26 protein-coding genes are annotated in these 22,809 nt (G+C 36.4%); 19 read left to right on the forward strand and 7 right to left on the reverse strand.

Going from position 1 to position 22,809, the window contains the following annotated elements:
* The first annotated feature begins 1 nt into the window (after position 1).
* The 4 genes from pdhB (at position 2) to ABH959_RS07055 (ending at position 4,220) form a co-directional block, all read left to right on the forward strand.
* Positions 2-979 carry a pyruvate dehydrogenase complex E1 component subunit beta gene (gene pdhB, locus ABH959_RS07040; RefSeq protein ID WP_000068162.1) on the forward strand — a complete coding sequence of 326 codons (978 nt, stop codon included), beginning with the start codon at positions 2-4 and terminating at the stop codon, positions 977-979.
* Between the two features lie 93 nt (positions 980-1,072).
* The gene (gene pdhC / locus ABH959_RS07045; protein WP_113937181.1) at positions 1,073-2,362 is read left to right on the forward strand and encodes a pyruvate dehydrogenase complex dihydrolipoyllysine-residue acetyltransferase; all 1,290 of its coding nucleotides are present in this window, start codon (positions 1,073-1,075) and stop codon (positions 2,360-2,362) included.
* A gap of 5 nt (positions 2,363-2,367) precedes the next feature.
* On the forward strand, positions 2,368-3,780 hold the full coding sequence (gene lpdA, locus ABH959_RS07050) for a dihydrolipoyl dehydrogenase (RefSeq protein WP_002014851.1): 1,413 nt from the start codon (positions 2,368-2,370) through the stop codon (positions 3,778-3,780).
* A gap of 212 nt (positions 3,781-3,992) precedes the next feature.
* Positions 3,993-4,220 (forward strand): hypothetical protein, encoded by a 228-nt coding sequence (locus ABH959_RS07055; RefSeq protein WP_002088334.1) that lies wholly within the window; start codon positions 3,993-3,995, stop codon positions 4,218-4,220.
* Between the two features lies 1 nt (position 4,221).
* On the opposite strand, the gene ABH959_RS07060 is transcribed toward ABH959_RS07055, so the two are convergent.
* Positions 4,222-4,614, reverse strand: coding sequence for a DUF1885 family protein (locus tag ABH959_RS07060; protein ID WP_002014853.1), 393 nt, complete (start codon positions 4,612-4,614; stop codon positions 4,222-4,224).
* 134 nt (positions 4,615-4,748) lie between these two features.
* Between ABH959_RS07060 and ABH959_RS07065 the strand changes: the two genes are divergently transcribed.
* From ABH959_RS07065 to ABH959_RS07080, 4 genes are all read left to right on the forward strand, one after another.
* Positions 4,749-5,045: a DUF3055 domain-containing protein gene (locus ABH959_RS07065; RefSeq protein ID WP_000462037.1), complete on the forward strand. Its 297-nt coding sequence runs from the start codon at positions 4,749-4,751 to the stop codon at positions 5,043-5,045.
* 195 nt (positions 5,046-5,240) lie between these two features.
* The gene (locus ABH959_RS07070) at positions 5,241-5,369 is read left to right on the forward strand and encodes a GapA-binding peptide SR1P (protein WP_000536778.1); all 129 of its coding nucleotides are present in this window, start codon (positions 5,241-5,243) and stop codon (positions 5,367-5,369) included.
* A gap of 59 nt (positions 5,370-5,428) precedes the next feature.
* Complete coding sequence (locus ABH959_RS07075; protein WP_404492405.1) at positions 5,429-5,557, forward strand: GapA-binding peptide SR1P; 129 nt, start codon at positions 5,429-5,431, stop codon at positions 5,555-5,557.
* Positions 5,558-5,601: 44 nt separating this feature from the next.
* A complete protein-coding gene (locus ABH959_RS07080; protein WP_000536785.1) occupies positions 5,602-5,730 on the forward strand; it encodes a GapA-binding peptide SR1P in 129 nt (42 codons plus the stop codon).
* A gap of 37 nt (positions 5,731-5,767) precedes the next feature.
* Here the strand turns inward: ABH959_RS07080 and ABH959_RS07085 are convergent, their stop codons facing one another.
* Positions 5,768-6,598, reverse strand: coding sequence for a protein-glutamine gamma-glutamyltransferase (locus ABH959_RS07085; protein ID WP_002066931.1), 831 nt, complete (start codon positions 6,596-6,598; stop codon positions 5,768-5,770).
* Positions 6,599-7,227: 629 nt separating this feature from the next.
* Positions 7,228-8,700, reverse strand: coding sequence for an arginine decarboxylase (gene speA / locus ABH959_RS07090; protein WP_002128878.1), 1,473 nt, complete (start codon positions 8,698-8,700; stop codon positions 7,228-7,230).
* Positions 8,701-9,083: 383 nt separating this feature from the next.
* Here speA and ABH959_RS07095 point away from each other — a divergent pair, with 383 nt between their 5' ends.
* Positions 9,084-9,353, forward strand: coding sequence for a UPF0223 family protein (locus ABH959_RS07095; protein ID WP_113937184.1), 270 nt, complete (start codon positions 9,084-9,086; stop codon positions 9,351-9,353).
* 80 nt (positions 9,354-9,433) lie between these two features.
* Here ABH959_RS07095 and ABH959_RS07100 read toward each other — a convergent pair whose 3' ends face one another.
* A complete protein-coding gene (locus ABH959_RS07100) occupies positions 9,434-10,060 on the reverse strand; it encodes a YktB family protein (RefSeq protein ID WP_002014864.1) in 627 nt (208 codons plus the stop codon).
* Between the two features lie 205 nt (positions 10,061-10,265).
* Here ABH959_RS07100 and ABH959_RS07105 point away from each other — a divergent pair, with 205 nt between their 5' ends.
* Complete coding sequence (locus ABH959_RS07105; RefSeq protein WP_002121995.1) at positions 10,266-10,454, forward strand: hypothetical protein; 189 nt, start codon at positions 10,266-10,268, stop codon at positions 10,452-10,454.
* 88 nt (positions 10,455-10,542) lie between these two features.
* Positions 10,543-11,334, forward strand: a complete 792-nt coding sequence (locus ABH959_RS07110) for an inositol monophosphatase family protein (protein WP_002138115.1) — start codon at positions 10,543-10,545, stop codon at positions 11,332-11,334.
* A 44-nt stretch (positions 11,335-11,378) separates the two neighbouring features.
* On the opposite strand, the gene ABH959_RS07115 is transcribed toward ABH959_RS07110, so the two are convergent.
* A complete protein-coding gene (locus ABH959_RS07115) occupies positions 11,379-11,558 on the reverse strand; it encodes a DUF5325 family protein (protein WP_000400129.1) in 180 nt (59 codons plus the stop codon).
* 140 nt (positions 11,559-11,698) lie between these two features.
* On the opposite strand from ABH959_RS07115, the gene typA reads away from it, so the two are divergent.
* The 3 genes from typA to ABH959_RS07130 all read left to right on the forward strand — a co-directional run bounded on the left by typA (position 11,699) and on the right by ABH959_RS07130 (position 14,308).
* A complete protein-coding gene (typA, locus tag ABH959_RS07120; protein ID WP_002066916.1) occupies positions 11,699-13,543 on the forward strand; it encodes a translational GTPase TypA in 1,845 nt (614 codons plus the stop codon).
* Positions 13,544-13,712: 169 nt separating this feature from the next.
* The gene (locus ABH959_RS07125; protein ID WP_002014795.1) at positions 13,713-14,015 is read left to right on the forward strand and encodes a YlaH-like family protein; all 303 of its coding nucleotides are present in this window, start codon (positions 13,713-13,715) and stop codon (positions 14,013-14,015) included.
* A gap of 17 nt (positions 14,016-14,032) precedes the next feature.
* A complete protein-coding gene (locus ABH959_RS07130; RefSeq protein WP_002014793.1) occupies positions 14,033-14,308 on the forward strand; it encodes a hypothetical protein in 276 nt (91 codons plus the stop codon).
* A gap of 35 nt (positions 14,309-14,343) precedes the next feature.
* Here the strand turns inward: ABH959_RS07130 and ABH959_RS07135 are convergent, their stop codons facing one another.
* Positions 14,344-14,544, reverse strand: a complete 201-nt coding sequence (locus ABH959_RS07135) for a YlaI family protein (RefSeq protein ID WP_002088318.1) — start codon at positions 14,542-14,544, stop codon at positions 14,344-14,346.
* 145 nt (positions 14,545-14,689) lie between these two features.
* On the opposite strand from ABH959_RS07135, the gene ABH959_RS07140 reads away from it, so the two are divergent.
* Both ABH959_RS07140 and ABH959_RS07145 read left to right on the forward strand, forming a co-directional pair.
* Positions 14,690-15,145 (forward strand): PNPOx family protein, encoded by a 456-nt coding sequence (locus tag ABH959_RS07140; protein ID WP_002014791.1) that lies wholly within the window; start codon positions 14,690-14,692, stop codon positions 15,143-15,145.
* A gap of 246 nt (positions 15,146-15,391) precedes the next feature.
* Positions 15,392-16,720 carry a PhoH family protein gene (locus ABH959_RS07145; RefSeq protein ID WP_002088317.1) on the forward strand — a complete coding sequence of 443 codons (1,329 nt, stop codon included), beginning with the start codon at positions 15,392-15,394 and terminating at the stop codon, positions 16,718-16,720.
* Positions 16,721-16,769: 49 nt separating this feature from the next.
* Here the strand turns inward: ABH959_RS07145 and ABH959_RS07150 are convergent, their stop codons facing one another.
* Positions 16,770-17,267: a peptidyl-prolyl cis-trans isomerase gene (locus ABH959_RS07150; protein ID WP_113937186.1), complete on the reverse strand. Its 498-nt coding sequence runs from the start codon at positions 17,265-17,267 to the stop codon at positions 16,770-16,772.
* A gap of 150 nt (positions 17,268-17,417) precedes the next feature.
* On the opposite strand from ABH959_RS07150, the gene ABH959_RS07155 reads away from it, so the two are divergent.
* The 3 genes from ABH959_RS07155 to pyc all read left to right on the forward strand — a co-directional run bounded on the left by ABH959_RS07155 (position 17,418) and on the right by pyc (position 22,789).
* Positions 17,418-17,705, forward strand: coding sequence for an Fpa/YlaN family protein (locus ABH959_RS07155; RefSeq protein ID WP_002088314.1), 288 nt, complete (start codon positions 17,418-17,420; stop codon positions 17,703-17,705).
* Positions 17,706-17,830: 125 nt separating this feature from the next.
* Positions 17,831-19,009: an FtsW/RodA/SpoVE family cell cycle protein gene (locus ABH959_RS07160; RefSeq protein WP_113937187.1), complete on the forward strand. Its 1,179-nt coding sequence runs from the start codon at positions 17,831-17,833 to the stop codon at positions 19,007-19,009.
* Between the two features lie 333 nt (positions 19,010-19,342).
* Positions 19,343-22,789, forward strand: a complete 3,447-nt coding sequence (gene pyc, locus ABH959_RS07165) for a pyruvate carboxylase (RefSeq protein ID WP_404492406.1) — start codon at positions 19,343-19,345, stop codon at positions 22,787-22,789.
* The last annotated feature ends 20 nt before the right edge of the window (positions 22,790-22,809 follow it).

A 22,809-nucleotide genomic window follows, 5' to 3' on the forward strand; every position in this document is an offset into this window, starting at 1 on the left:
CATGGCTCAAATGACAATGATTCAAGCAATCACTGATGCTTTACGCGTTGAAATGAAAAATGATCCTAACGTACTTGTGTTTGGTGAAGACGTTGGTGTAAACGGCGGAGTATTCCGTGCTACTGAAGGTTTACAAGCTGAATTCGGTGAAGATCGTGTAATGGATACTCCACTTGCAGAGTCTGGTATTGGTGGACTTGCAGTTGGACTTGCACTTGAAGGCTTCCGTCCAGTTCCAGAAATCCAATTCTTCGGTTTCATTTATGAAGTAATGGATTCAGTTTCTGGTCAATTAGCTCGTATGCGTTACCGTTCTGGTGGACGTTGGACTGCTCCAGTAACAATTCGTTCTCCATTCGGTGGTGGTGTTCATACTCCTGAACTACATGCTGATAGCTTAGAAGGATTAGTGGCACAACAACCTGGTCTAAAAGTTGTTATTCCATCTACTCCATACGATGCAAAAGGTCTTTTAATCTCTGCGATTCGTGACAACGATCCAGTTATCTACTTAGAGCATATGAAATTGTACCGTTCATTCCGTCAAGATGTACCAGAAGGTGATTACACAATTGATTTAGGCAAAGCTGACATCAAACGTGAAGGTACAGATGTATCTGTTATCGCTTATGGTGCTATGGTTCATGCTGCATTAAAAGCTGCTGAAGAACTTGAAAAAGAAGGTATCTCTTTAGAGGTTGTTGACTTACGTACAGTTCAACCATTAGATATCGAAACAATCATCGCTTCTGTTGAAAAAACAGGCCGCGTAGTTGTAGTTCAAGAAGCTCAAAAACAAGCTGGTATTGCAGCTAACGTTGTAGCGGAAATTAACGACCGTGCAATCTTAAACTTAGAAGCTCCAGTTGTACGTGTTGCAGCTGCTGATACAGTATTCCCATTCTCTCAAGCTGAGAGCGTATGGTTACCAAACCATAAAGATATTGTTGAAGCTGTTAACAAAGTAATGAACTTCTAATTTTTAGTTTTTCATGTGCAAAAGAAATCAGCACATGCTGGTTTCTTTTGTACATATTCCATAATAATGAAATGAATCAGGGGGCTGAATTCCGTGGCATTTGAATTTAAACTACCAGATATCGGTGAAGGTATCCACGAAGGTGAAATCGTAAAATGGTTTATTAAACCAGGCGATGAAGTAAATGAAGACGATGTACTTCTTGAAGTACAAAATGATAAAGCAGTAGTAGAAATCCCTTCTCCTGTTAAAGGTAAAGTACTTGAAGTACTTGTAGAAGAAGGAACAGTTGCAATTGTAGGAGATACATTAATTAAATTTGATGCTCCTGGATACGAAAACCTTAAATTTAAAGGTGACGATCATGATGAAGCTCCAAAAGCTGAAGAAGCAGCAGTAGAAGCTCCAGCAGCGGAAACTACTCCAGCAGCAACTGCAGAAGTAGTAAATGAGCGTGTAATCGCTATGCCATCTGTTCGTAAATATGCTCGTGAAAAAGGTGTAGATATTCATAAAGTAGCTGGTTCTGGTAAGAACGGCCGTGTTGTGAAAACTGACATCGAGGCATTTGCAAATGGTGGACAAACTGTAGCAGCAACTGAGGCTCCAGCAGCAGTAGAAGCTACGCCAGCAGCAGCGAAAGAAGAAGCACCAAAAGCACAACCAATCCCAGCTGGTGAATATCCAGAAACTCGTGAGAAAATGAGTGGTATCCGTAAAGCGATTGCGAAAGCAATGGTTAACTCTAAGCATACAGCTCCTCACGTAACATTAATGGATGAAGTAGATGTAACAGAACTTGTTGCTCACCGTAAGAAGTTCAAAGCTGTTGCAGCTGACAAAGGTATTAAATTAACTTACCTTCCATACGTTGTAAAAGCTTTAACATCTGCATTACGTGAATTCCCAATGTTGAATACTGCTTTAGACGATGCTTCTCAAGAAATCGTTCATAAACATTACTTCAACATCGGTATCGCAGCTGATACAGACAAAGGTCTATTAGTACCAGTTGTTAAAGATACAGATCGTAAATCTATCTTTACTATCTCTAACGAGATCAATGAACTTGCTGGTAAAGCACGTGATGGTCGTTTAGCTCCAACTGAAATGAAAGGTGCTTCTTGCACAATTACAAACATTGGTTCTGCAGGTGGACAATGGTTCACTCCAGTTATCAATCACCCAGAAGTAGCAATCCTTGGTATCGGCCGTATCGCTGAGAAACCAGTTGTGAAAAACGGTGAAATCGTTGCAGCTCCAGTATTAGCATTATCTCTAAGCTTTGACCATCGTTTAATTGACGGCGCAACTGCTCAAAAAGCATTAAACCAAATTAAACGTCTATTGAATGACCCACAATTATTAGTAATGGAGGCGTAATAACAATGGTAGTAGGAGATTTCCCAATTGAATTAGATACAGTCGTTGTTGGTGCAGGTCCTGGTGGATACGTTGCGGCAATTCGTGCAGCACAATTAGGTCAAAAGGTAGCGATTATTGAAAAATCTAACCTTGGTGGCGTATGCTTAAACGTTGGATGTATTCCTTCAAAAGCGTTAATCAATGCAGGTCATCGTTATGAGAATGCAATGCATTCTGATGATATGGGTATCACTGCAGAGAACGTAAAAGTTGACTTTACAAAAGTTCAAGAATGGAAAAACGGCGTAGTTAAGAAATTAACTGGCGGTGTTGAAGGCCTTCTTAAAGGTAACAAAGTTGAAATCATTCGCGGTGAAGCTTACTTCGTAGATGCTAACACATTACGCGTAATGACTGAAGATGCAGCACAAACTTATACGTTTAAAAATGCTGTTCTTGCAACTGGTTCTACACCAATCGAAATTCCAGGATTCAAATACTCTAAACGTGTTATCAACTCTACAGGCGCTTTAAGCTTACCTGAAATTCCTAAAAAACTTGTTGTAATCGGCGGCGGTTACATCGGTATGGAATTAGGTACTGCATATGCTAACTTCGGTACAGAAGTTACTGTAGTAGAAGCTGGCGACGAAATCTTAGCTGGTTTCGAAAAAGCTATGAGCTCTGTTGTTAAACGTGCTCTACAGAAAAAAGGTAACGTAAATATCCATACAAAAGCTATGGCTAAAGGCGTTGAAGAAACAGAAACTGGCGTAAAAGTTAGCTTTGAAGTTAACGGTGAAATCCAAACTGTAGAAGCAGATTACGTATTAGTAACTGTAGGTCGTCGTCCAAACACTCAAGAAATCGGTCTTGAGCAAGTTGGAATTAAAATGACTGACCGTGGCATTATCGAAATTGATGAGCAATGCCGTACAAATATTTCAAACATCTATGCAATCGGTGATATCGTTCCTGGACCACCATTAGCTCACAAAGCTTCTTACGAAGGTAAAGTAGCTGTTGAAGTAATTAGTGGCCATGCATCAGCAATCGATTACATCGGAATTCCTGCAGTATGCTTCACTGATCCAGAATTAGCATCTGTTGGTTACACTAAGAAACAAGCTGAAGAAGCAGGAATGACAGTAGCTGTATCTAAGTTCCCATTCGCTGCAAACGGTCGTGCGTTATCATTAAACAGCACTGACGGTTTCTTACAACTTGTAACGCGTAAAGAAGATGGTCTTCTTGTAGGTGCACAAGTTGCAGGTGCAGGTGCTTCTGATATTATCTCTGAGATTGGTTTAGCTATCGAAGCTGGAATGACAGCTGAAGATATCGCTCAAACAATCCATGCTCACCCAACATTAGGTGAGATCACAATGGAAGCAGCTGAAGTTGCTCTTGGAATGCCAATTCACATTGTAAAATAATTTAAGTAATGTAAATACCCCATCTCTTATTTAAAGAGATGGGGTATTTTTATTTTCATGAAATGACTTGCAAGGTCTTTATATGTACTTGTCGAATGAATATATAATACTTTAAATGAACCGTTAGCATATATGCCGTTATATAATATGTAATTGATTCAAACTTAATCCCATATATTAATAAAATAGAGCATGTCAAAGGAGAAGGTTCCATGAGAATATTACATGTTATATTTTATCATTTTCTATTATGGAGTGGTTTTTCCATTGTATTAACATTATCGAATGGTGATAAGTTTCATTATAAAGTAATTCTCTTTTTTGTATTTCTTTATTTGGCATATGTGATTGCATGTTTTGTATTACACGTAAGAAAGCAGGCGTTATTCCTTACGTGTTCAAATTGCATACTTTTTTTAATCATATTCTCTATTTTTTAAATTAACGTTTATAGAAATACATTGTTCTTCCATTAAATAGTTGTAACTCTCCTTCTAATTTCTTCGCTAGAAAACGGCTAAATTCATTTGCTTTTCCTTTATCACCAAATGTTGCTGTAGTAGGCAAAGAAACCTGAATAAAAGATTGTTCCTTTTCTATTCCAATCCCAACATAAATAGAATCATATCGATCGTGACTCGATTGGAGTTTTAATGTTGTTGCTGATGTATCTAATATTTCATAAGGAAAAGCTGTATTTGTATAAGCATAATTAATTTGATCACCAGTCTTGGAAGTAACGGTTTTATAGTTATGAAAAAGGTGTTTAACATCTTCTATTGAAACAGATTGTTGATTGGATTTAGGTACAAGTGTGATAAAGGCGTGTTGCATACAAATTCCCCCTTAACTTAGTAGAATAATATCATTCTACATCCTACTGAATTTTTTGACAATTAAAAGGAGTATTACTTTTTTTGTTTAATATATTAATGAGTAGGAAGTGTTATTTAGAAAGGTGGAAACTCATGTTTGAAAAATTGTATGATGAGCATGAAAGTGTGAAGGTACGATTTTTAGGATTTATGACGCATGATACACGTTATGATTTTGGAGTTATTTATACAAATATGTTTTTTGGAAAGCCACTTATTGTTTGTATGCAAACAGGGAGATCTACTTTGCTTGGGAGAGATGATGTAGAAAATGTTCCATATATACAGGAAACTTTTAAGTTAGGATCGGAAGAGGAGGCGGAGGAGTTAGCTCAGTTTTTTAAATTTCTTGTTCCGTCTACTTCTTTGCATGCGGAGTATGAAGAATAATTAACAAGAAACAGTCGTACGTATGAGATATGGCTGTTTTTTTGTGTTAATATCGCATACTAATTTAATTTTAAAATATTTAATGTGTTATACTAAAAACCTATTGACGTAAAAAGTATAACATATTAAAATAAAGACAGAAAGTTAAGCGGTTACAAAAGTTTTTGGGATTATAAACTTAGGGGGAAATGAAAAATGGGAACAATCGTATGTCAAGATTGTGAAGGTACAATTGCACACTTCGAGGATGAGAAAGTAACGGTACTTTACGGGAAATGTGGATCTTGCGGATGTGATCACACAGAACATACAAAAGCCCAATAATTGATAGGAAATTGACAGCTAAAAGTTTTTAGGACCATAAACTTAGGGGGAAATGAAAAATGGGAACAATCGTATGTCAAGTTTGCGAAGGAACAATCGGACATTTTGAGGATGAGAAAACGACAGTACTTTATGGGAAATGTGGTTCCAATTGTGACTGTGCTAATAGAGACAATGCGAAAGCTTAATCATATATAAGTAGATTATTCTTAAAAATCAGGGGGAAATGAAGATGGGAACAATCGTATGCCAAGTTTGTGAAGGAACAATCGCACATTTTGAAGATGAAAAATCAACAGTACTTTATGGGAAATGTGGATCTCATTGCGAATGTGACCATAAAGAACATACAAAAGCTTAATAATTAAGAAAAAACGCCTACACATGTAGGCGTTTTTTTAATAGATTGTAGTTGTATGTCCGACTGTTGCAACAATTGCATCATCTCTAATAGGAATAAATCCTATTGATGTTTGTGGCGTGTTAGGAGGGGCATATTGGCTCATCATACGGCTATCAATACGAGTAATAAAATCGGTTAAATAAGCTGAAATAAAAGCATAAGGAATCCTTCGTTCATTTAATGAATAAATAATTTCCTCTTTCGTTTTTACGCCTACGCCATGTCCGTAAAAAAAGAAGTTTCCTAGATAGATTGTATTTTCTCCTTGCCACTCAATCGTAGCTGGATTAACTTGTGGGTTTTTAAAGTAAACGAGGTCACCTGGAACGATATCGCCACTCGTTTTTGTTATGAGCTTTAAGTCGCGATCGTAGTCCCATGTATAAAGTAAGAGGTTTGCGAATAGACGGTTGAAAGTTTTTTCCTCATATAATGATAGTAATGCTTTGTAAAAAATGATAATCATTGCGGTGGCACATTCAGTTCCATATAGTTTTCCGTTTTTAAAAATATCTTGGATGGCAATAGAAGGGGCTATGTTTGGGAGTAGTTGAAATCCGCCAAGTGATGTTCTTTCCCAAAACTGAGGGTTGCAAAAAGATTGTTGAAACGTACGAAACTGAAATCCACTTTGAAAAAGTTCTAGCGCGGAAGTAATAATATTAACTCGTAAATTAAGATCAAAGCTGAGTTCATCGGCTGTTCGGAAGGAATAAACTTCTTGATTTCCCGCCATTATGGATAAAATCTGTTGTTTTTCAGCTGCAAATGGCTCATATTCATTTGTGATATAAGGGTGTACAATAGAACGGCCTATCACAATCATAATGGTATCCCCACCTATACGTTACAGATTTCGCGATACGGGAAAGTCTATATTGGACTTTAGTCCGCCTTTAGACATAGGATGAAAGTATCGCTTTTTCATAGAAAAACATTTATCCCGCTATTTGCGGGCAGTAAGAATTCCGCCTCAAAATTCGGCTGGAGCCCTGCTGCCCGTAAACGCCCGATTGGTGAAGGCTAATAATCAGTGGGGATGAACAAAACCCCACTGATTAAAGTTTCACTTTATATTTTGGTAGACTTTAACTACAGACAAGTACAAGTCTTTAAAACGCCAATGTGTTCTTTGAATAAAGATAGCATAGGGAGTTCGATAGCCGAATTCAAGCTATCGGTAAAATGATATGTGTCGTCAAGAACAAGACGCTAAAACACCTGAACACGAATCTGTACGGTATGGTATAGTACCGTAGCTCACGAACCTATACGATCTGTTGTGAGAGTGGTGATGGCACACCGCAATCTTGCACGTCAGCGATACCAGAAATGGATTTCGCCTTAGGTAGCAAGAATCCCACTGATGTTAGTCAGCTTGCCCCATTAGGGTGGGAATGTCAAATTCTTTAGTATCGTATGAAAAAAAGAGAAAAAAGGTGAAAGAAAAGCCTATCAACTGATAGGCTTGTACTCTTTAATAACACGTAATGTTTGTAATGTCATATCTTCAGGACCTTGTACAGGTAACCCAGCTTCTAAATTTTTAAGAATATACTCTAAGTTATCTTGTGTAATAATTTCCCCCGGAGTAAAGATTGGAATCCCTGGCGGATAAACCATAACAAAATCAGCTATAATACGACCTGCTGCGTTTTCAAATGGAATGACTTCTGTTTCTGAATAAAAAGCATCTCTAGGAGAAAGTGCTAGCACAGGTATTTCTGGTATTTCTACTTGTACTTGCACACCTTTGTCTGCTCTATTTCTATATGTTGCTGCTAAATCTTGTAATGCTGTGATAAGTGTATCTGTTTCACTTTCTGTATCTCCAAATGTGATAAGACAAAGTATGTTATATAAATCAGAGAGTTCTACTTCAATGTTGTAATGTTCTCTAAGCCATACTTCAGCCTGATGGCCTGTAATACCTAAATCTTTTACAGATACAATTATCTTTGTAGGATCATAGTTAAAAGTAGCATCTGTTCCTAGCATTTCTTTTCCGGGACAATAAAGATGCTCAATAGCATTAATAGCATCACGAACATGCTCAGCTAATTGTATTGTTTGTTCTATGAGAGCTGTTCCTTCGGTAGCAAGACGTTTTCTGGCAACATCAAGAGATGCTAACAAAATGTAAGAAGTTGATGTAGTCGTAAGCATGCTAATAATGGATTGAACATGTTTTACGTTAACAAGACCCTCTTTTACATTAAGAATAGAGCTTTGGGTTAAAGACCCTCCTAATTTGTGAACACTTGTTGCTGCCATATCTGCACCCGCTTGCATAGCTGATATCGGCAGTTCATCATGAAAATGGATATGAACACCGTGAGCTTCATCAACAAGTACAGGAATATCGTAAGAATGAGCTAATTCTACAATTTGCTCTAAGTCTGCAGCAAACCCAAAATATGTCGGATTTATAACAAGTAAGCCTTTCGCATCTGAGTGCTCTTCAAGAGCCTTTTTGACAGATTGAATTGTGATTCCATGTGAAATACCGAGCTTCGGATCAATCTCAGGATGCATGAAAATTGGTTTTGCACCTGAGAAAATAATAGCGGACATTACTGATTTATGCACATTCCGTGGCACAAGGATTTTATCCCCAGGACCGCAAACGCTCATCACCATTGTCATAATTGCACCACTTGTACCTTGAATAGAAAAGAACGTATGATCTGCACCGAAAGCAGCGGCTGCTAAATCCTGTGCTTCTTTAATCATACCCTTTGGATGATGTAAATCATCGAGCGGCGCAATATTAATTAAATCAATTGCTAATGCATTATGCCCAATAAACTCGCGAAATGTAGGATCCATGCCCTGTCCTTTTTTATGACCAGGAATATGGAATTGAACTGGATTTCGCTTACTGTGCTCAACTAAAGCGGTAAACAATGGTGTTTCGTATTGGGACAATCTATACACCCCTTCTTCTTCGTAATATTTATTAGAGTTTGTTTTATATGATTTCATCTCATTCTAAAAGCAAATTAAGATGGCAAACTTTTAGAACGTGACTTGTTTTTCTGCCATTCGCAAAAGCCTTTTTGGGGATGGTAGTCTCACTTTATTCTCTATAAAACAAAAGCATTATATCACCAATAATTATAGATGTATAGAAAAATCGCATTTTCAAGGTGAGTATGTTTAATAGTTATATTTTAAATACTGCAAAGAGGAAGACAATTCCATTGAAATGGATAAATGGTGTATAATGCAGAGTGGCTATAGTGAAGAATAAAAGGTTGTCTTAAAGGTAGCATAATGGAAAAAGAAAGAATACTGAATGAGGTGCAAAAATGGAATATCAATATCCACTTGATTACAATTGGTCAAATGAAGAAATGGTAGCAGTTGTAAAGTTTTATGAAGCGATTGAAAAGGTATATGAAAAAGGAGTTTTGAGAGAAGATTTGATGGAATCATATCGTCGTTTTAAAGAGATTGTGCCATCGAAGGCAGCGGAGAAAAAAATTGATAAAGAATTTCAAGAAGTAAGTGGATATTCTATATATCGTACGATTCAAAAAGCAAAGGAAGTAGCAGAAAAAAAGATTGTTAAAATGTAAAAATATTTTGAAAAATAAAATATGAAGTGCTATAATGTGATAACAACTAAAAACGGACAATATAAATTGTCCGTTTTCTACTATCGATTACAAAGTGCATATAAAGGAAGGAGTGGTTGCATCGTAGATTCAATCTTAGCAAGGAATTGTTCGTTGGTCATTGCTGAAAACTCCTCTGGTGATATATGAATACCGACTAATAACTCTGCTTTTTTCACAGTAGCTAAACGTTCAATCATCTTTTGTAAGTCTTCCGTTTCAAGCGTTTTATGTAGTTTTACACCTGGTTTAGTATGGTCAATGGACCAAACGAAGTCATTTGGAATATTTGTTTTTAAATCATTTAAATGTTCTAAGAAGGCGTGAGCCGTCTCCACTTTTTGTGGACACTCATAGATTAAACCAAAGTATATGAAGGCGTGAGTACCCCATAAACCAATTTGAAAGTGTGGTAACATTTTATATCCACGTTTATTTGTTGAAAAAGCAACCCAAGTATCGTTTGGTGGATTGACTTTGCGGCGTGCATGTTTTGCTACATGGTAGAAAAAGTTTTCATCAGTTTGTTGTGATAAATATTCTGCAAATTGTTCCCCTAAAGCTTCTAGCTTAGGATGAATATTCGTTTTAATTGCGCTCATTCGTTCTTCAAGACCATCAACAGTAAAGACTTCAAAATCAGTTGATGTGAATGTTTGTAGTGTCATGATTGTTCCTCCAACTCCTATTTTGTTTTAATTTTAGCATAGCTTGTACTATTCATAAAAAAAACAGCACAAAAAAATTTAAATAAAAAAATATAATTTTGTTGCATAGATGATTTATCCAACATAGTATAGTATAAAACAAAAAATCAGAAAATTGAATCAATTCTAGTCCGAGGGCAGACGAATATTGGGAGGAGGCAAAAAAATGAGACAGGTGATTAATGCGTTAAAGAGAACAGATGCTGAAAAGAGAATTCCGGTGCTACGTTTGGAGCTAGATTATGAATTAGCAACTTTATATGATGCGATGATGGATAACGACAAACAGAAAAAAGAAGAGTGCGTACAAAAATTAGAAGTGTTAAGACTTGAAATGATCCGTTTAGAAGCGTAATAATAGTATATGTATAAATAATTAGTTGGTGCGAACCTTATAAAGGGTTCGTTTTTTCTGTGAACAGTATAGATCGGAGTGTTTAAACATGCAAGAAGTATGGAAAGACATCGATACACACGCGAAACAGTGGATTCGAGAAGCTGGAGAACATTTAATGGCGTCACTGAAAAAAACACTTATTATAGAAACAAAGTCAAATGCAGCTGATCTAGTAACAAATATGGATCGAGAAACGGAGCAGTTTTTAATTGGGAAAATTAAAGAAACATTCCCACATCATAATATTTTAGGAGAAGAAGGCTACGGAGATGAGATTACCTCTTCTAATGGGGTTGTTTGGTTAATTGATCCAATTGACGGCACGATGAACTTTGTTCATCAAAAAAGAAATTTCGCAATCTCAATCGGGATTTATGAGAACGGTATCGGAAAGATTGGTCTTATTTATGATCCAGTTCATGACGAACTATATCATGCGGTAAAGGGAGAAGGGGCTTTTTGCAATGATTTAGCTATTCCCATGTTGGAAAAAGGAACGGTAGAGCATGGAGTTATAGCTTTGAATGCGATATGGCTTACTGATAATCCATTGCTTAATATGGAAAAAATGATGATGCTCGTTAAGAAGGCGAGAGGTACGAGGTCATATGGTTGTGCAGCGTTAGAAATGGTATATGTTGCAACCGGAAGATTAGATGCATATGTGACACCGCGCTTATCACCATGGGACTTTGGCGGGGGACAGATTATTGTAGAAGAAGTTGGCGGTAAAGTGACAACGTTCTTGGGAACGCCTCTTTCTATTGTAGAGAAAAGCAGTGTGTTAGTTGCAAAACCAGGAGTATACGAAGAATTATTACCATTTGTATCGCAATAATGAAAAAAAGTAAGAGGCATAAAGAAGCTTCTTACTTTTTAATGTTATTGCGATTTACGCATTTTTCTTTTTGTTACAAAACCGTATCCAACTGTAACAAATGTGCCGATAATGCAAATAATAATGCCGATGGGACTATTTTCAGCAACCATAATTCCGATACCAATTAAGAAGATAACACCGATAATTGCTGTTAATAAAAAGCGATATTGAATGTGTTCCATTTCTTCACCCTCCAATCTTATTTTACTTTCACAAAAGTAAGAATACAACTATATTTTCATTCTTGATTTTATTTTGATTGCCATTGTATCCCCTTCGCTCTTATAATAGAGAAGGATTAAAAAGACATTAGGAGTTGGACATGTTGAAAAAACGACAAGATTTACGAAATATAGCAATTATTGCCCACGTTGACCATGGTAAAACAACACTTGTTGACCAGTTATTACGTCAAGCGGGGACGTTCCGTGCGAATGAACATATTGAAGAACGCGCAATGGACTCAAATGATCTAGAAAGAGAACGTGGTATTACAATTTTAGCGAAGAATACTGCGATTCACTATGAAGATAAAAGAATTAACATTTTAGATACACCTGGTCACGCTGACTTCGGTGGAGAAGTAGAACGTATCATGAAAATGGTTGATGGTGTTCTACTTGTTGTTGATGCATATGAAGGTTGTATGCCACAAACACGATTTGTTTTAAAGAAAGCTCTTGAGCAAAACTTAACTCCAATCGTTGTTGTAAACAAAATTGACCGTGACTTCGCTCGCCCTGATGAAGTAGTTGATGAAGTAGTCGACTTATTCATCGAACTTGGTGCAAACGAAGATCAATTAGAGTTCCCAGTTGTATTTGCATCAGCAATGAACGGAACAGCAAGCTTAGATTCAAATCCAGCAAATCAAGAAGAGAATATGAAATCATTGTTTGACACAATTATTGAACATATTCCAGCACCAATTGATAACAGCGAAGAGCCACTTCAATTCCAAGTAGCACTTCTTGATTACAATGACTATGTTGGTCGTATCGGAGTTGGACGCATATTCCGTGGTACAATGAAAGTAGGACAACAAGTTGCATTAATGAAAGTTGACGGAAGTGTAAAACAATTCCGTGTAACTAAATTATTTGGTTACATTGGATTAAAACGTCAAGAAATTGAAGAAGCAAAAGCTGGAGATTTAGTAGCTGTTTCAGGTATGGAAGACATTAACGTAGGTGAAACGGTATGTCCGGTTGAGCATGAAGAGGCTTTACCATTATTACGTATTGATGAGCCAACACTACAAATGACATTCCTTGTAAATAATAGCCCGTTTGCAGGTCGTGAAGGTAAATTCATTACTTCTCGTAAAATTGAAGAGCGTCTTCGTTCACAATTAGAGACAGATGTAAGTTTACGTGTAGATAATACAGATTCTCCTGATGCATGGATCGTATCTGGACGCGGAGAGTTACATTTATCTATCTTAATTGAAAACATGCGTCGTGAAGGTTATGAACTACAAGTATCTAAGCCAGAAGTAATTATTAAAGATGTTGATGGCGTAAGAAGCGAGCCTGTAGAGCGCGTACAAATCGATGTGCCTGAAGAATACACTGGTTCTATTATGGAATCAATGGGCGCACGTAAAGGTGAAATGTTAGATATGGTGAATAACGGAAATGGTCAAGTTCGCCTTACTTTCATGGTTCCGGCACGTGGTTTAATTGGTTACACAACAGAATTCCTAACATTAACTCGTGGTTACGGTATTTTAAACCATACATTTGATTGCTACCAACCAGTACATGCTGGACAAGTGGGTGGACGTCGCCAAGGTGTTCTAGTTTCACTTGACACAGGAAAAGCATCACAATATGGTATTATGCAAGTTGAAGATCGCGGTGTAATCTTCGTTGAACCAGGTACAGAAGTATATGCTGGTATGATCGTTGGAGAACATACACGTGAGAATGATTTAACAGTTAACGTTGTAAAAATGAAACAACAAACTAACATTCGTTCTGCGACGAAAGATCAAACTTCATCAATGAAAAAACCACGCTTAATGACTTTAGAAGAGTCATTAGAGTACTTAAACGATGATGAGTTCTGTGAAGTAACTCCAGAATCAATTCGTCTACGTAAAAAGATTCTTGATAAGAGTGAGCGCGAAAGAGCTGCTAAGAAAAAGAAATCTGTTGAAGCATAAAATAATAAAACAGCTACCTTTTATAAAGGTAGCTGTTTTTTTGTTTTTTTGTTTTTTTGTTTATTTTTTTAGAATATTTACTCTTTTTTGTGGACAGTATTTTTTTTGCGAGTTACTCTTGTATTAAGTACATAAAGAGAATTTGTTTCATGAGAAGGGGTGAAAGATAGTGTTAGAAAGAATGTCATTTTTCGCGAAACTTTGTAAAGTTGATGAAAATCCAGAGTTAGGGATGTGGTTGCTTTATGGAACAATAATTTTATTAAGTGCACTTGTATATAATTTAGGATTTGCAAGGAAGCTATCGGTACTAAAAAATATAGTGATATATATTTCTTTAGCAATTGGATGCACGGTATTAACTTTTTTTGCAGTTTTTTTACCCGTTGGAGAGGGACTCGTTGTAGCGGCAATTGTACTTGGAATTTATAGACTGCGTTTACGTCAAGCTAAACAACAAAAAACAGGGTGAAAAAAGGAGGGGTTTTCATGCGCTCAGTACAAGATGCATTATATAATTGGTTAACAATTAAAACGGTTGCGGAAGCACGTCCAGATGATAGAGCTGCACAAGAAACGTATGTATTATTTCAAAATATGATATATGAAGAGCATAAATTACGAAATGTAGAAGTTGAAAAGAACGAGGAAATGTATTTGATTACATATGAAATTGATGGAGAAATAAGGTGTGCAAGATTTCCGGTAGAAGCCATTGATTGTTTTTTGGATCAGATGAATCGTGAACCAGAAAAATACAAATAAGTCCTTATCTATATGATTAAGGACTTATTTCCGGTTTACCAATCGTCTTCTACTTTTTTATCACGATATAATCGGAAATTACCACTCGCATGGCGTTCCGTAGTACGCTCTGCAATTCGTTCCGTACATTCCATGCACATATATGTATGAATAGGGCGATTACGCAGTTTTTTTGCCATAGGATTTTCGTCATCTAACATATCTTTTTTATCACAAATCATACATTTGACTCTCATTTCGTCACCTCAATACGAATTCTATCAGTATAAGTATATCATGGAAGTATAATGTTTTTGAATAATAGCGGGAAAAAATAATATTTTCGCAATTCGAAAAATAGGTTATGATAAGGATATATAAATAATATTTGGAGGTGGAAATATGGCGAATGTAGTTGAGCCTACATTGACAGGTGATTTAGTACAATCTTTGCGTAAAGAGTGTATCGTTATGATAGCAACAACAGATTTCGAAAAACAAATTCCTAACGTAAGTGCTATTTCTTGGGTATATGCAGTGAGTGAAACTAGTATTCGATTTGCGGTAGATCAACGCTCACGTATTGTGGGGAATATACGGCATAGTGCAGGGGTTGTATTGACTATAATGGCGAATGAATCCGTATTTTCCATAAGTGGTGAAAGTGAAATTTTAACAGATAGAATGGAAGGGATTCCTCTAAAATTAACGGTAGTAGAAGTGAATGTACAAGAAGTTCGTGATGTTATGTTTTATGGTGCGAAACTTGCTACTGAACCAACATATGAAAAAACATATGATCTTCGAGCTGCTAAAAAGCTTGATAACCAAGTATTAGTAGGAATGAAAGAATTATAAAGAAGATGAATAGGAACATCGTTCATAAACTTTTACAAGTGAGTATTGTGATTTAATGTGAAAAATTATAATAAAAAGTAATATATTGAATAGAAATGAATAAAAAATAAAGAAAAGGTTTAATTTCTATGAATTTCGATTCTACCTCGTTTTTACGGTACATATAATTATAACAATGGTTCGTCCATATTTTATGGATGAAACCCTTGTTCTACAAATTTAAAAGTGGAGTCAGGGGGTAACAGGTTGGATAAAATTTATGTGTTAGATACGAATGTACTTTTGCAGGATCCTTTATCTATTTTTTCATTTGCAACAAATGAAGTAGTGATTCCAGCAGTTGTATTAGAAGAGGTTGATTCGAAAAAACGTTATATGGATGAAGTAGGACGAAATGCTCGCTATGTATCTAAGTTAATCGACAAATTTCGCGAAATAGGAAAGCTGCATGAAAGTATTCCGTTAGAAAACGGCGGTACATTTCGTATTGAATTAAATCATCGCTCATTTGTTCAACTGCAAGATATTTTTGTAGAAAAAACAAATGATAATCGAATTTTAGCGGTAGCGAAAAACCTCTCTTTAGAAGAACAAGAAAAAGAGGACGGGAAATCAGTTATTTTAGTAAGTAAAGATGTACTCGTAAGGGTAAAAGCTGATGCAATCGGATTGCAGGCCGAAGATTATTTAAGTGACCGAGTAATCGAAGTGGAAAATATATATTCAGGATTTTTAGAAGGGTATATATCAAAAGAACAGTTAGATTATTTTTATGAAAAAGGTGAACTACCTTTATCTGAAATCGCAAATCATCCTTTTTATCCAAATCAGTTTGTTGTAATGAAAGATGCACTAGGGGGTTCTAGTTCTGCACTTGGGATTGTGGATCATTTAGGTAAGAAGGTAAAAAAACTTATTTTTCACAATGAACAAGTGTGGGGGATACGCCCACGAAACGTGCAGCAAATTATGGGATTAGAATTGCTACTTCGGGAAGATATTCCACTTGTAACGTTAACCGGAAAAGCCGGTACAGGAAAAACGTTACTTGCATTAGCTTCGGGACTAATGCAAACGGAAGATTTAGGTTTATATAAAAAACTACTTGTCGCGAGACCAATTGTACCGGTAGGAAAAGATATAGGTTATTTACCAGGAGAGAAAGAGGAAAAATTAAGACCGTGGATGCAGCCGATTTTTGATAATCTAGAGTATTTATTCAACACGAAAAAGCCTGGGGAGCTAGATGCTATTTTAGCTGGGATGGGTTCGATTGAAGTAGAAGCGCTTACCTATATACGCGGGAGAAGTATTCCAGACCAGTTCATTATAATTGACGAGGCACAAAATTTAACGAAGCATGAAGTGAAGACGATATTAACAAGGGTAGGCGAAAAAAGTAAGATTGTATTAATGGGGGATCCTCAGCAAATTGATCATCCGTATTTAGATGAATATAATAACGGTTTAACATATGTCGTAGAGAAGTTTAAAGAACAACGTATTAGTGGTCATGTAAAGTTTGTTAAAGGAGAGCGTTCTAATTTAGCACAACTAGCAGCGGATTTATTATAAAAAGGAGTGAGCTTAAGCTCACTCCTTTTTTGCCTTTTAATTATACAATTTAAATGATTGTAAATTTACGGATGTTACGAATCGGATTTTGTCTATTAGATCCATCATGGAAATATAGATGAACAGGCCCGTCTTCTCGTAATGGTTTACCTTCTTTTGAAAAACCGAGAATAGCTTTATGGGCTGTTTCTAACGGAAGTGTAATTGTATTGTCTGTTGTTTCAATTTCGACTTGAGTAGCATCTTCTAAAATTTCAGCATTTTTTAGAAATGGATGAAGTGGTATGCCAAATGTCCCGTTAATAAGCTGTTCTTTTTTATATTTCTTTACACTTTGTTGTATTGGCGGGAAGGCAGCACCATCACGGATTTCGCGATCCCAATGCTCTGAAGTATGCTTTAAGTATGTTTCTAATTCGGATGAGTCTTCTCTAGTTTCATCAAAGTAAGTTGTCAAATCTATTTTTCGATCATCGAAAATCCATACAGTTGGATCGATAGTGATTGGAAAACGAACTTTTCCATTAATAAATAAAATTTCGCTCATTGTTGTTCCCCCATTTGTGTTATACTCCCACTTTTCAGTATAATAGTATTAGGCACTGTTGTCACAAAAAATGTTTCTATTGCAATTTATTAAAACTATCGCTAATATTAATAGATATGAGAGAGTAGGACGGAAACGGAGGGAATCAATTTGGCGTCTGAGACAGTATCAAATCATCAGGAAAAGGCACTAGCCCTTCTACAAGCGGATGCAGAGAAGATTTTAAGACTTATTAAGGTACAAATGGACAATCTTACAATGCCGCAATGTCCATTATATGAAGAAGTTTTAGACACACAAATGTTTGGACTATCCCGCGAGGTCGATTTTGCGGTTCGCCTTGGTCTTATTGGAGAAGAACAAGGGAAAGCAATGTTAGGAGAGCTCGAACGTGAGTTGTCTGCGCTTCATGAAGCATTTACAAACAAACAACAATAACGGGTTCAAATAAGGGGGCTCAAACTGAAATAGTTTGGGCTTTTTATTTGTATAATAAAGAAGGAAGAACCTATATACATATGGAATACAACAATAATTAAATTGAAACAGAAAGAGGAAATGAAATGAAAAAAGTATGGAAATCGATGGATTATTCCTTATTACTTCCTCTTGTTATCTTATGTGTGCTGGGAGTTATAATGGTATATAGTTCTAGTTCCATTGTTGCGATTTCGAGGTTTGATAAACCAGCAAATTTCTTTTTTAAAAGACAATTAATGACTTTGGCTGCTGGGACAATCATATTAATAATTATCGCTACTATCCCATATAAAGTGTGGAGGAAACGAATTTTTTTATTAGGGAGTTATGGTATTAGCATTGCATTATTAGCGGCAGCTGCATTTTTCACTAAGACAGTAAACGGCGCAAATGGATGGATATTTGGAATACAGCCTGCAGAATTTGTGAAGATAACTGTTATCCTCGTATTGGCTCATTTTTTTGCGAAAAGGCAAGAAACGAATACGCCTGTTTTGAAAGGATCGGGACCGGTACTTTTTGGTGTTGGTTTAATCATGGTTTTAATTTTAAAGCAAAATGATTTAGGTACCGATTTGTTAATTGCAGGAACAGTAGGAATTATGTTTCTTTGTTCGGGAGTGCGGATTAATTTATGGATTAAACGAATTGTTTTAACTTCTATAGTATGGGTTCCGGCACTATATATTCTCGGTAATTATGCATTAAATCCATACCAAAAGGCACGGTTTTCAGTTTTTCTTGATCCATTTAACGATCCTCAAAATGATGGGTTCCAATTAATAAATTCTTTTATTGGAATTGCTTCAGGAGGGTTAAATGGTCGAGGGTTAGGGAACAGTGTCCAAAAATATGGATACTTACCAGAGCCGCAAACAGATTTTATTATGGCAATTATATCTGAGGAGCTTGGTTTTATAGGTGTAGCTGTCATTTTAATCTGTTTGTTACTTATTATTGTTCGAGCATTTAGGATTGCACAAAAGTGCAAAGATCCGTTTGGAAGTTTAATAGCAATTGGAATTGCAAGTTTGTTTGGAGTTCAAACTTTTATAAATGTTGGTGGTATGTCTGGGTTAATACCGCTTACAGGGGTACCATTACCGTTTGTAAGTTATGGTGGTAGTTCTTTATTGGCTAATTTACTTGCAATGGGTATACTGTTAAATATTGCTAGTTATGTAAAACGACAAGAGAAACAACAAAACGAATTGACTAATGAAATAGAACAAGGTGGACCGCATCTTGTTGTTGTAAAATAAAAAACGCATTGAGCTCTAGAGTTCAATGTGTTTTTTATTTTTTTAGGTTTTAAATGTGATACAATATTAATTCTCTTGAAACAAAAAGTATATTACATTTAAGTAAATGTGATATACAATATTGTTGTTAGAAAAGGAAGAGGTATGCTATACTATTTTTGTGAAACAAATTGAACAGAAAACTTATCATTTGTTGAAAAATAAGGTATGATGGATAAAAATAAAGTGAAGCTTTCTAAGTATAATATAATGTAGAAAGTGAAGAACTTCACGCTCTGTAGAGTGTGTATGTATTTTATCTCTAGAGTGGTAGGAAAATAGAGGGGGAAAATCATGACAAAGCTGCAACGTATTCAAAAAGTATTGGTAGCTAACCGTGGAGAGATAGCAATTCGTGTGTTCCGAGCATGTTCAGAACTTGGACTAAACACAGTTGCGATCTATTCTAAAGAGGATAGCGGTTCTTATCATCGCTATAAAGCCGATGAGTCCTATTTAGTTGGGGAAGGGAAAAAGCCAATTGATGCTTATCTAGATATTGAAGGCATTATTGAGATTGCGAAAAGTAATCATGTAGATGCAATCCACCCTGGATATGGTTTCTTGTCAGAGAATATTCAATTTGCAAAACGTTGTGAAGAAGAAGAGATTATCTTTATCGGTCCAAAAAGTAAGCATTTAGACATGTTTGGAGATAAAGTTAAAGCAAGAACACAAGCGCAGCTAGCACAAATTCCAATTATTCCTGGTAGTGATGGTCCAGTAAATTCAATAGAAGAAGTTGAAGAGTTTGCTGAAAAGTATGATTACCCGATTATTATTAAAGCATCCCTTGGTGGCGGCGGTCGCGGTATGCGTATTGTACGTGCTAGTGAAGAATTAAGAGAATCGTATAATCGCGCGAAATCAGAAGCAAAAGCAGCCTTTGGTAATGATGAAGTGTACGTTGAAAAATTCGTTGAAAAACCTAAACATATAGAAGTACAAATTTTAGCAGATGAAGAAGGTAATGTTGTTCATTTGTATGAGCGTGATTGCTCTGTACAACGACGCCATCAAAAAGTAGTTGAAATTGCACCGAGCGTGTCGCTTTCAGATGATTTGCGTCAGCGTATTTGTGATGCTGCAGTAAAGTTAACGAAAAATGTAAATTATTTAAATGCTGGAACGGTAGAATTCCTTGTAAAAGGTGATGAGTTTTACTTCATTGAAGTAAACCCACGTGTTCAAGTTGAACATACGATTACAGAGATGATTACAGGAGTGGATATCGTTCAATCGCAAATTTTAATAGCTGATGGACATGCATTACATAGCAAAATGGTAGGTGTTCCTAAGCAAGAGGAAGTGGTTGTGCATGGATTTGCAATCCAATCTCGTGTAACGACTGAAGACCCACTAAATAATTTCATGCCGGATACAGGGAAAATTATGGCGTACCGATCAGGCGGTGGTTTTGGTGTTCGTCTTGATACAGGTAATAGTTTCCAAGGTGCAGTTATTACACCGTACTACGATTCTTTACTTGTAAAAGTTACTACTTGGGCACTTACTTTTGAACAAGCCGCTGCAAAAATGGAACGTAACTTAAAAGAATTCCGTATTCGTGGTATTAAAACAAATATTCCATTCTTAGAGAATGTAGTAAAACATAGAAACTTCTTATCGGGAGAGTATGATACTTCATTTATTGACGCGTCACCTGAACTATTCTTGTTCCCGAAACGTAAAGACCGCGGAACAAAAATGTTAAATTATATTGGTACAGTAACAGTAAATGGCTTCCCAGGAGTAGGGAAAAAAGAGAAACCAATTTTCCCAGATGCTCGTATACCAAATGTGATACACTCAGAGCCAATGCAAAATGGAACGAAACAAATTTTGGATGAGCGTGGAGCGGATGGATTAGTAAAGTGGGTACAAGATCAAAAGCGTGTACTTTTAACTGATACAACATTCCGTGATGCACATCAGTCATTACTTGCAACTCGTGTTCGTACAAAAGATTTACATCACATTGCAGAGCCGACAGCGAGAATGTTACCAAACTTATTCTCAGCGGAAATGTGGGGCGGTGCAACGTTTGATGTTGCATATCGTTTCTTGAAAGAAGATCCATGGGAACGATTACTAGATCTTCGTGAAAAAATGCCAAACGTTTTATTCCAAATGTTACTTCGCTCTTCAAACGCAGTAGGTTACAAAAACTATCCAGATAATTTAATTCAAAAATTTGTGGAATGTTCTGCTCAAGCTGGAATTGATGTGTTCCGTATTTTTGATAGCTTAAACTGGGTAGAAGGCATGAGAGTTGCAATTGATGCTGTACGAGATACTGGTAAAATTGCAGAAGCGACAATGTGTTACACAGGAGATATTCATGACCCGTTACGTAGTAAATACGATTTAAATTATTATAAAAACTTAGCAAAAGAGTTGGAAGCATCAGGAGCTCACATTTTAGGAATTAAAGATATGGCGGGCTTACTAAAGCCAAACGCAGCATATGATTTAGTTTCAGCATTAAAAGAGACGGTGTCGATTCCAATTCACCTGCATACACACGATACGAGCGGAAATGGTATTTTAACGTATACAAAGGCAATTGAAGCAGGTGTTGATATTGTCGATGTAGCGGTGAGTTCAATGGCTGGTCAAACGTCACAACCAAGTGCGAATACACTATACTATGCGTTGGGTGGAAAGGAAAGACAGCCAGATGTTAATATAGACTCATTAGAAAAACTATCTCATTATTGGGAAGATGTACGTAAATACTATGCTCCATTTGAAAGTGGTATGAATGCTCCTCACACAGAGGTATATATGCATGAAATGCCGGGTGGACAGTATAGTAATCTTCAACAACAAGCAAAAGCAGTTGGCTTAGGAGATCGCTTTGATGAAGTTAAAGTGATGTATCGCCGTGTTAATGATATGTTTGGCGATATTGTAAAAGTAACACCATCATCTAAAGTTGTCGGTGATATGGCATTATTTATGGTTCAAAATCACCTAACAGAACAAGATATTTTAGAACGTGGACATGCTATGGACTTCCCAGGATCTGTTGTTGAAATGTTCTCTGGAGATTTAGGACAACCATATGGTGGTTTCCCGAAAGAATTACAAAAAATTATTTTAAAAGGGAAAGAGCCATTAACAGTAAGACCGGGTGAATTATTAGAACCAGTAGATTTCGATGCTTTAAAAGAAGAGTTATTCCACAAACTTGGACGCGAAGTAACAATTTTTGATGTAGTCGCATATGCATTGTATCCAAAAGTATTTATGGACTACGAAAAAGTTGCCGGGATTTATGGAAATGTATCTGTGCTTGATACACCGACATTCTTCTATGGTATGAGACTTGGTGAAGAAATTGATGTGGAAATCGAGCAAGGTAAAACATTGATGGTTAAACTAGTTTCCATTGGGGAGCCACAGCCAGATGGAAATCGTGTGCTTTACCTGGAGTTTAATGGACAACCGCGTGAAATCGTAGTGAAAGATGAAAGCGTGAAATCAACTGTTGCACAGCGTGTGAAGGGGAATCGTGAAAATCCAAATCATATTAGCGCAACGATGCCGGGAACTGTTATTAAAGTAGTTGTAAAAGAAGGCGATGAAGTGAAAAAAGGTGATTCCATGGCAATTACAGAAGCTATGAAAATGGAAACGACGGTTCAAGCGCCATTTAGTGGTAAAGTGAAAAAAGTATATGTAAATGATGGGGATGCAATTCAAACGGGAGATTTACTCATTGAATTAGATCATTAAAATAAAGAAAAAGAGCTGTG

The sequence above is a fragment of the Bacillus sp. RC51 genome (assembly GCF_044908115.1).
GTDB classification, from domain to species: domain Bacteria; phylum Bacillota; class Bacilli; order Bacillales; family Bacillaceae_G; genus Bacillus_A; species Bacillus_A mycoides.

What these genes read in the sequence shown, in the direction of transcription:
- ABH959_RS07055 (WP_002088334.1), top strand. Translation starts at nt 3,993, where the DNA reads ATGAGAATATTACATGTTATATTTTATCATTTTCTATTATGGAGTGGT.
- ABH959_RS07160 (WP_113937187.1), top strand. Translation starts at nt 17,831, where the DNA reads ATGAAAAAAGTATGGAAATCGATGGATTATTCCTTATTACTTCCTCTT.
- pdhB (WP_000068162.1), top strand. Translation starts at nt 2, where the DNA reads ATGGCTCAAATGACAATGATTCAAGCAATCACTGATGCTTTACGCGTT.
- ABH959_RS07080 (WP_000536785.1), top strand. Translation starts at nt 5,602, where the DNA reads ATGGGAACAATCGTATGCCAAGTTTGTGAAGGAACAATCGCACATTTT.
- ABH959_RS07060 (WP_002014853.1), bottom strand. Translation starts at nt 4,614, where the DNA reads ATGCAACACGCCTTTATCACACTTGTACCTAAATCCAATCAACAATCT.
- ABH959_RS07150 (WP_113937186.1), bottom strand. Translation starts at nt 17,267, where the DNA reads ATGAGCGAAATTTTATTTATTAATGGAAAAGTTCGTTTTCCAATCACT.
- ABH959_RS07140 (WP_002014791.1), top strand. Translation starts at nt 14,690, where the DNA reads ATGGCGAATGTAGTTGAGCCTACATTGACAGGTGATTTAGTACAATCT.
- ABH959_RS07105 (WP_002121995.1), top strand. Translation starts at nt 10,266, where the DNA reads ATGAGACAGGTGATTAATGCGTTAAAGAGAACAGATGCTGAAAAGAGA.
- typA (WP_002066916.1), top strand. Translation starts at nt 11,699, where the DNA reads ATGTTGAAAAAACGACAAGATTTACGAAATATAGCAATTATTGCCCAC.
- ABH959_RS07075 (WP_404492405.1), top strand. Translation starts at nt 5,429, where the DNA reads ATGGGAACAATCGTATGTCAAGTTTGCGAAGGAACAATCGGACATTTT.
- ABH959_RS07095 (WP_113937184.1), top strand. Translation starts at nt 9,084, where the DNA reads ATGGAATATCAATATCCACTTGATTACAATTGGTCAAATGAAGAAATG.
- ABH959_RS07100 (WP_002014864.1), bottom strand. Translation starts at nt 10,060, where the DNA reads ATGACACTACAAACATTCACATCAACTGATTTTGAAGTCTTTACTGTT.
- ABH959_RS07065 (WP_000462037.1), top strand. Translation starts at nt 4,749, where the DNA reads ATGTTTGAAAAATTGTATGATGAGCATGAAAGTGTGAAGGTACGATTT.
- pyc (WP_404492406.1), top strand. Translation starts at nt 19,343, where the DNA reads ATGACAAAGCTGCAACGTATTCAAAAAGTATTGGTAGCTAACCGTGGA.
- ABH959_RS07115 (WP_000400129.1), bottom strand. Translation starts at nt 11,558, where the DNA reads ATGGAACACATTCAATATCGCTTTTTATTAACAGCAATTATCGGTGTT.
- lpdA (WP_002014851.1), top strand. Translation starts at nt 2,368, where the DNA reads ATGGTAGTAGGAGATTTCCCAATTGAATTAGATACAGTCGTTGTTGGT.
- ABH959_RS07135 (WP_002088318.1), bottom strand. Translation starts at nt 14,544, where the DNA reads ATGAGAGTCAAATGTATGATTTGTGATAAAAAAGATATGTTAGATGAC.
- ABH959_RS07110 (WP_002138115.1), top strand. Translation starts at nt 10,543, where the DNA reads ATGCAAGAAGTATGGAAAGACATCGATACACACGCGAAACAGTGGATT.
- ABH959_RS07085 (WP_002066931.1), bottom strand. Translation starts at nt 6,598, where the DNA reads ATGATTGTGATAGGCCGTTCTATTGTACACCCTTATATCACAAATGAA.
- ABH959_RS07130 (WP_002014793.1), top strand. Translation starts at nt 14,033, where the DNA reads ATGCGCTCAGTACAAGATGCATTATATAATTGGTTAACAATTAAAACG.
- ABH959_RS07070 (WP_000536778.1), top strand. Translation starts at nt 5,241, where the DNA reads ATGGGAACAATCGTATGTCAAGATTGTGAAGGTACAATTGCACACTTC.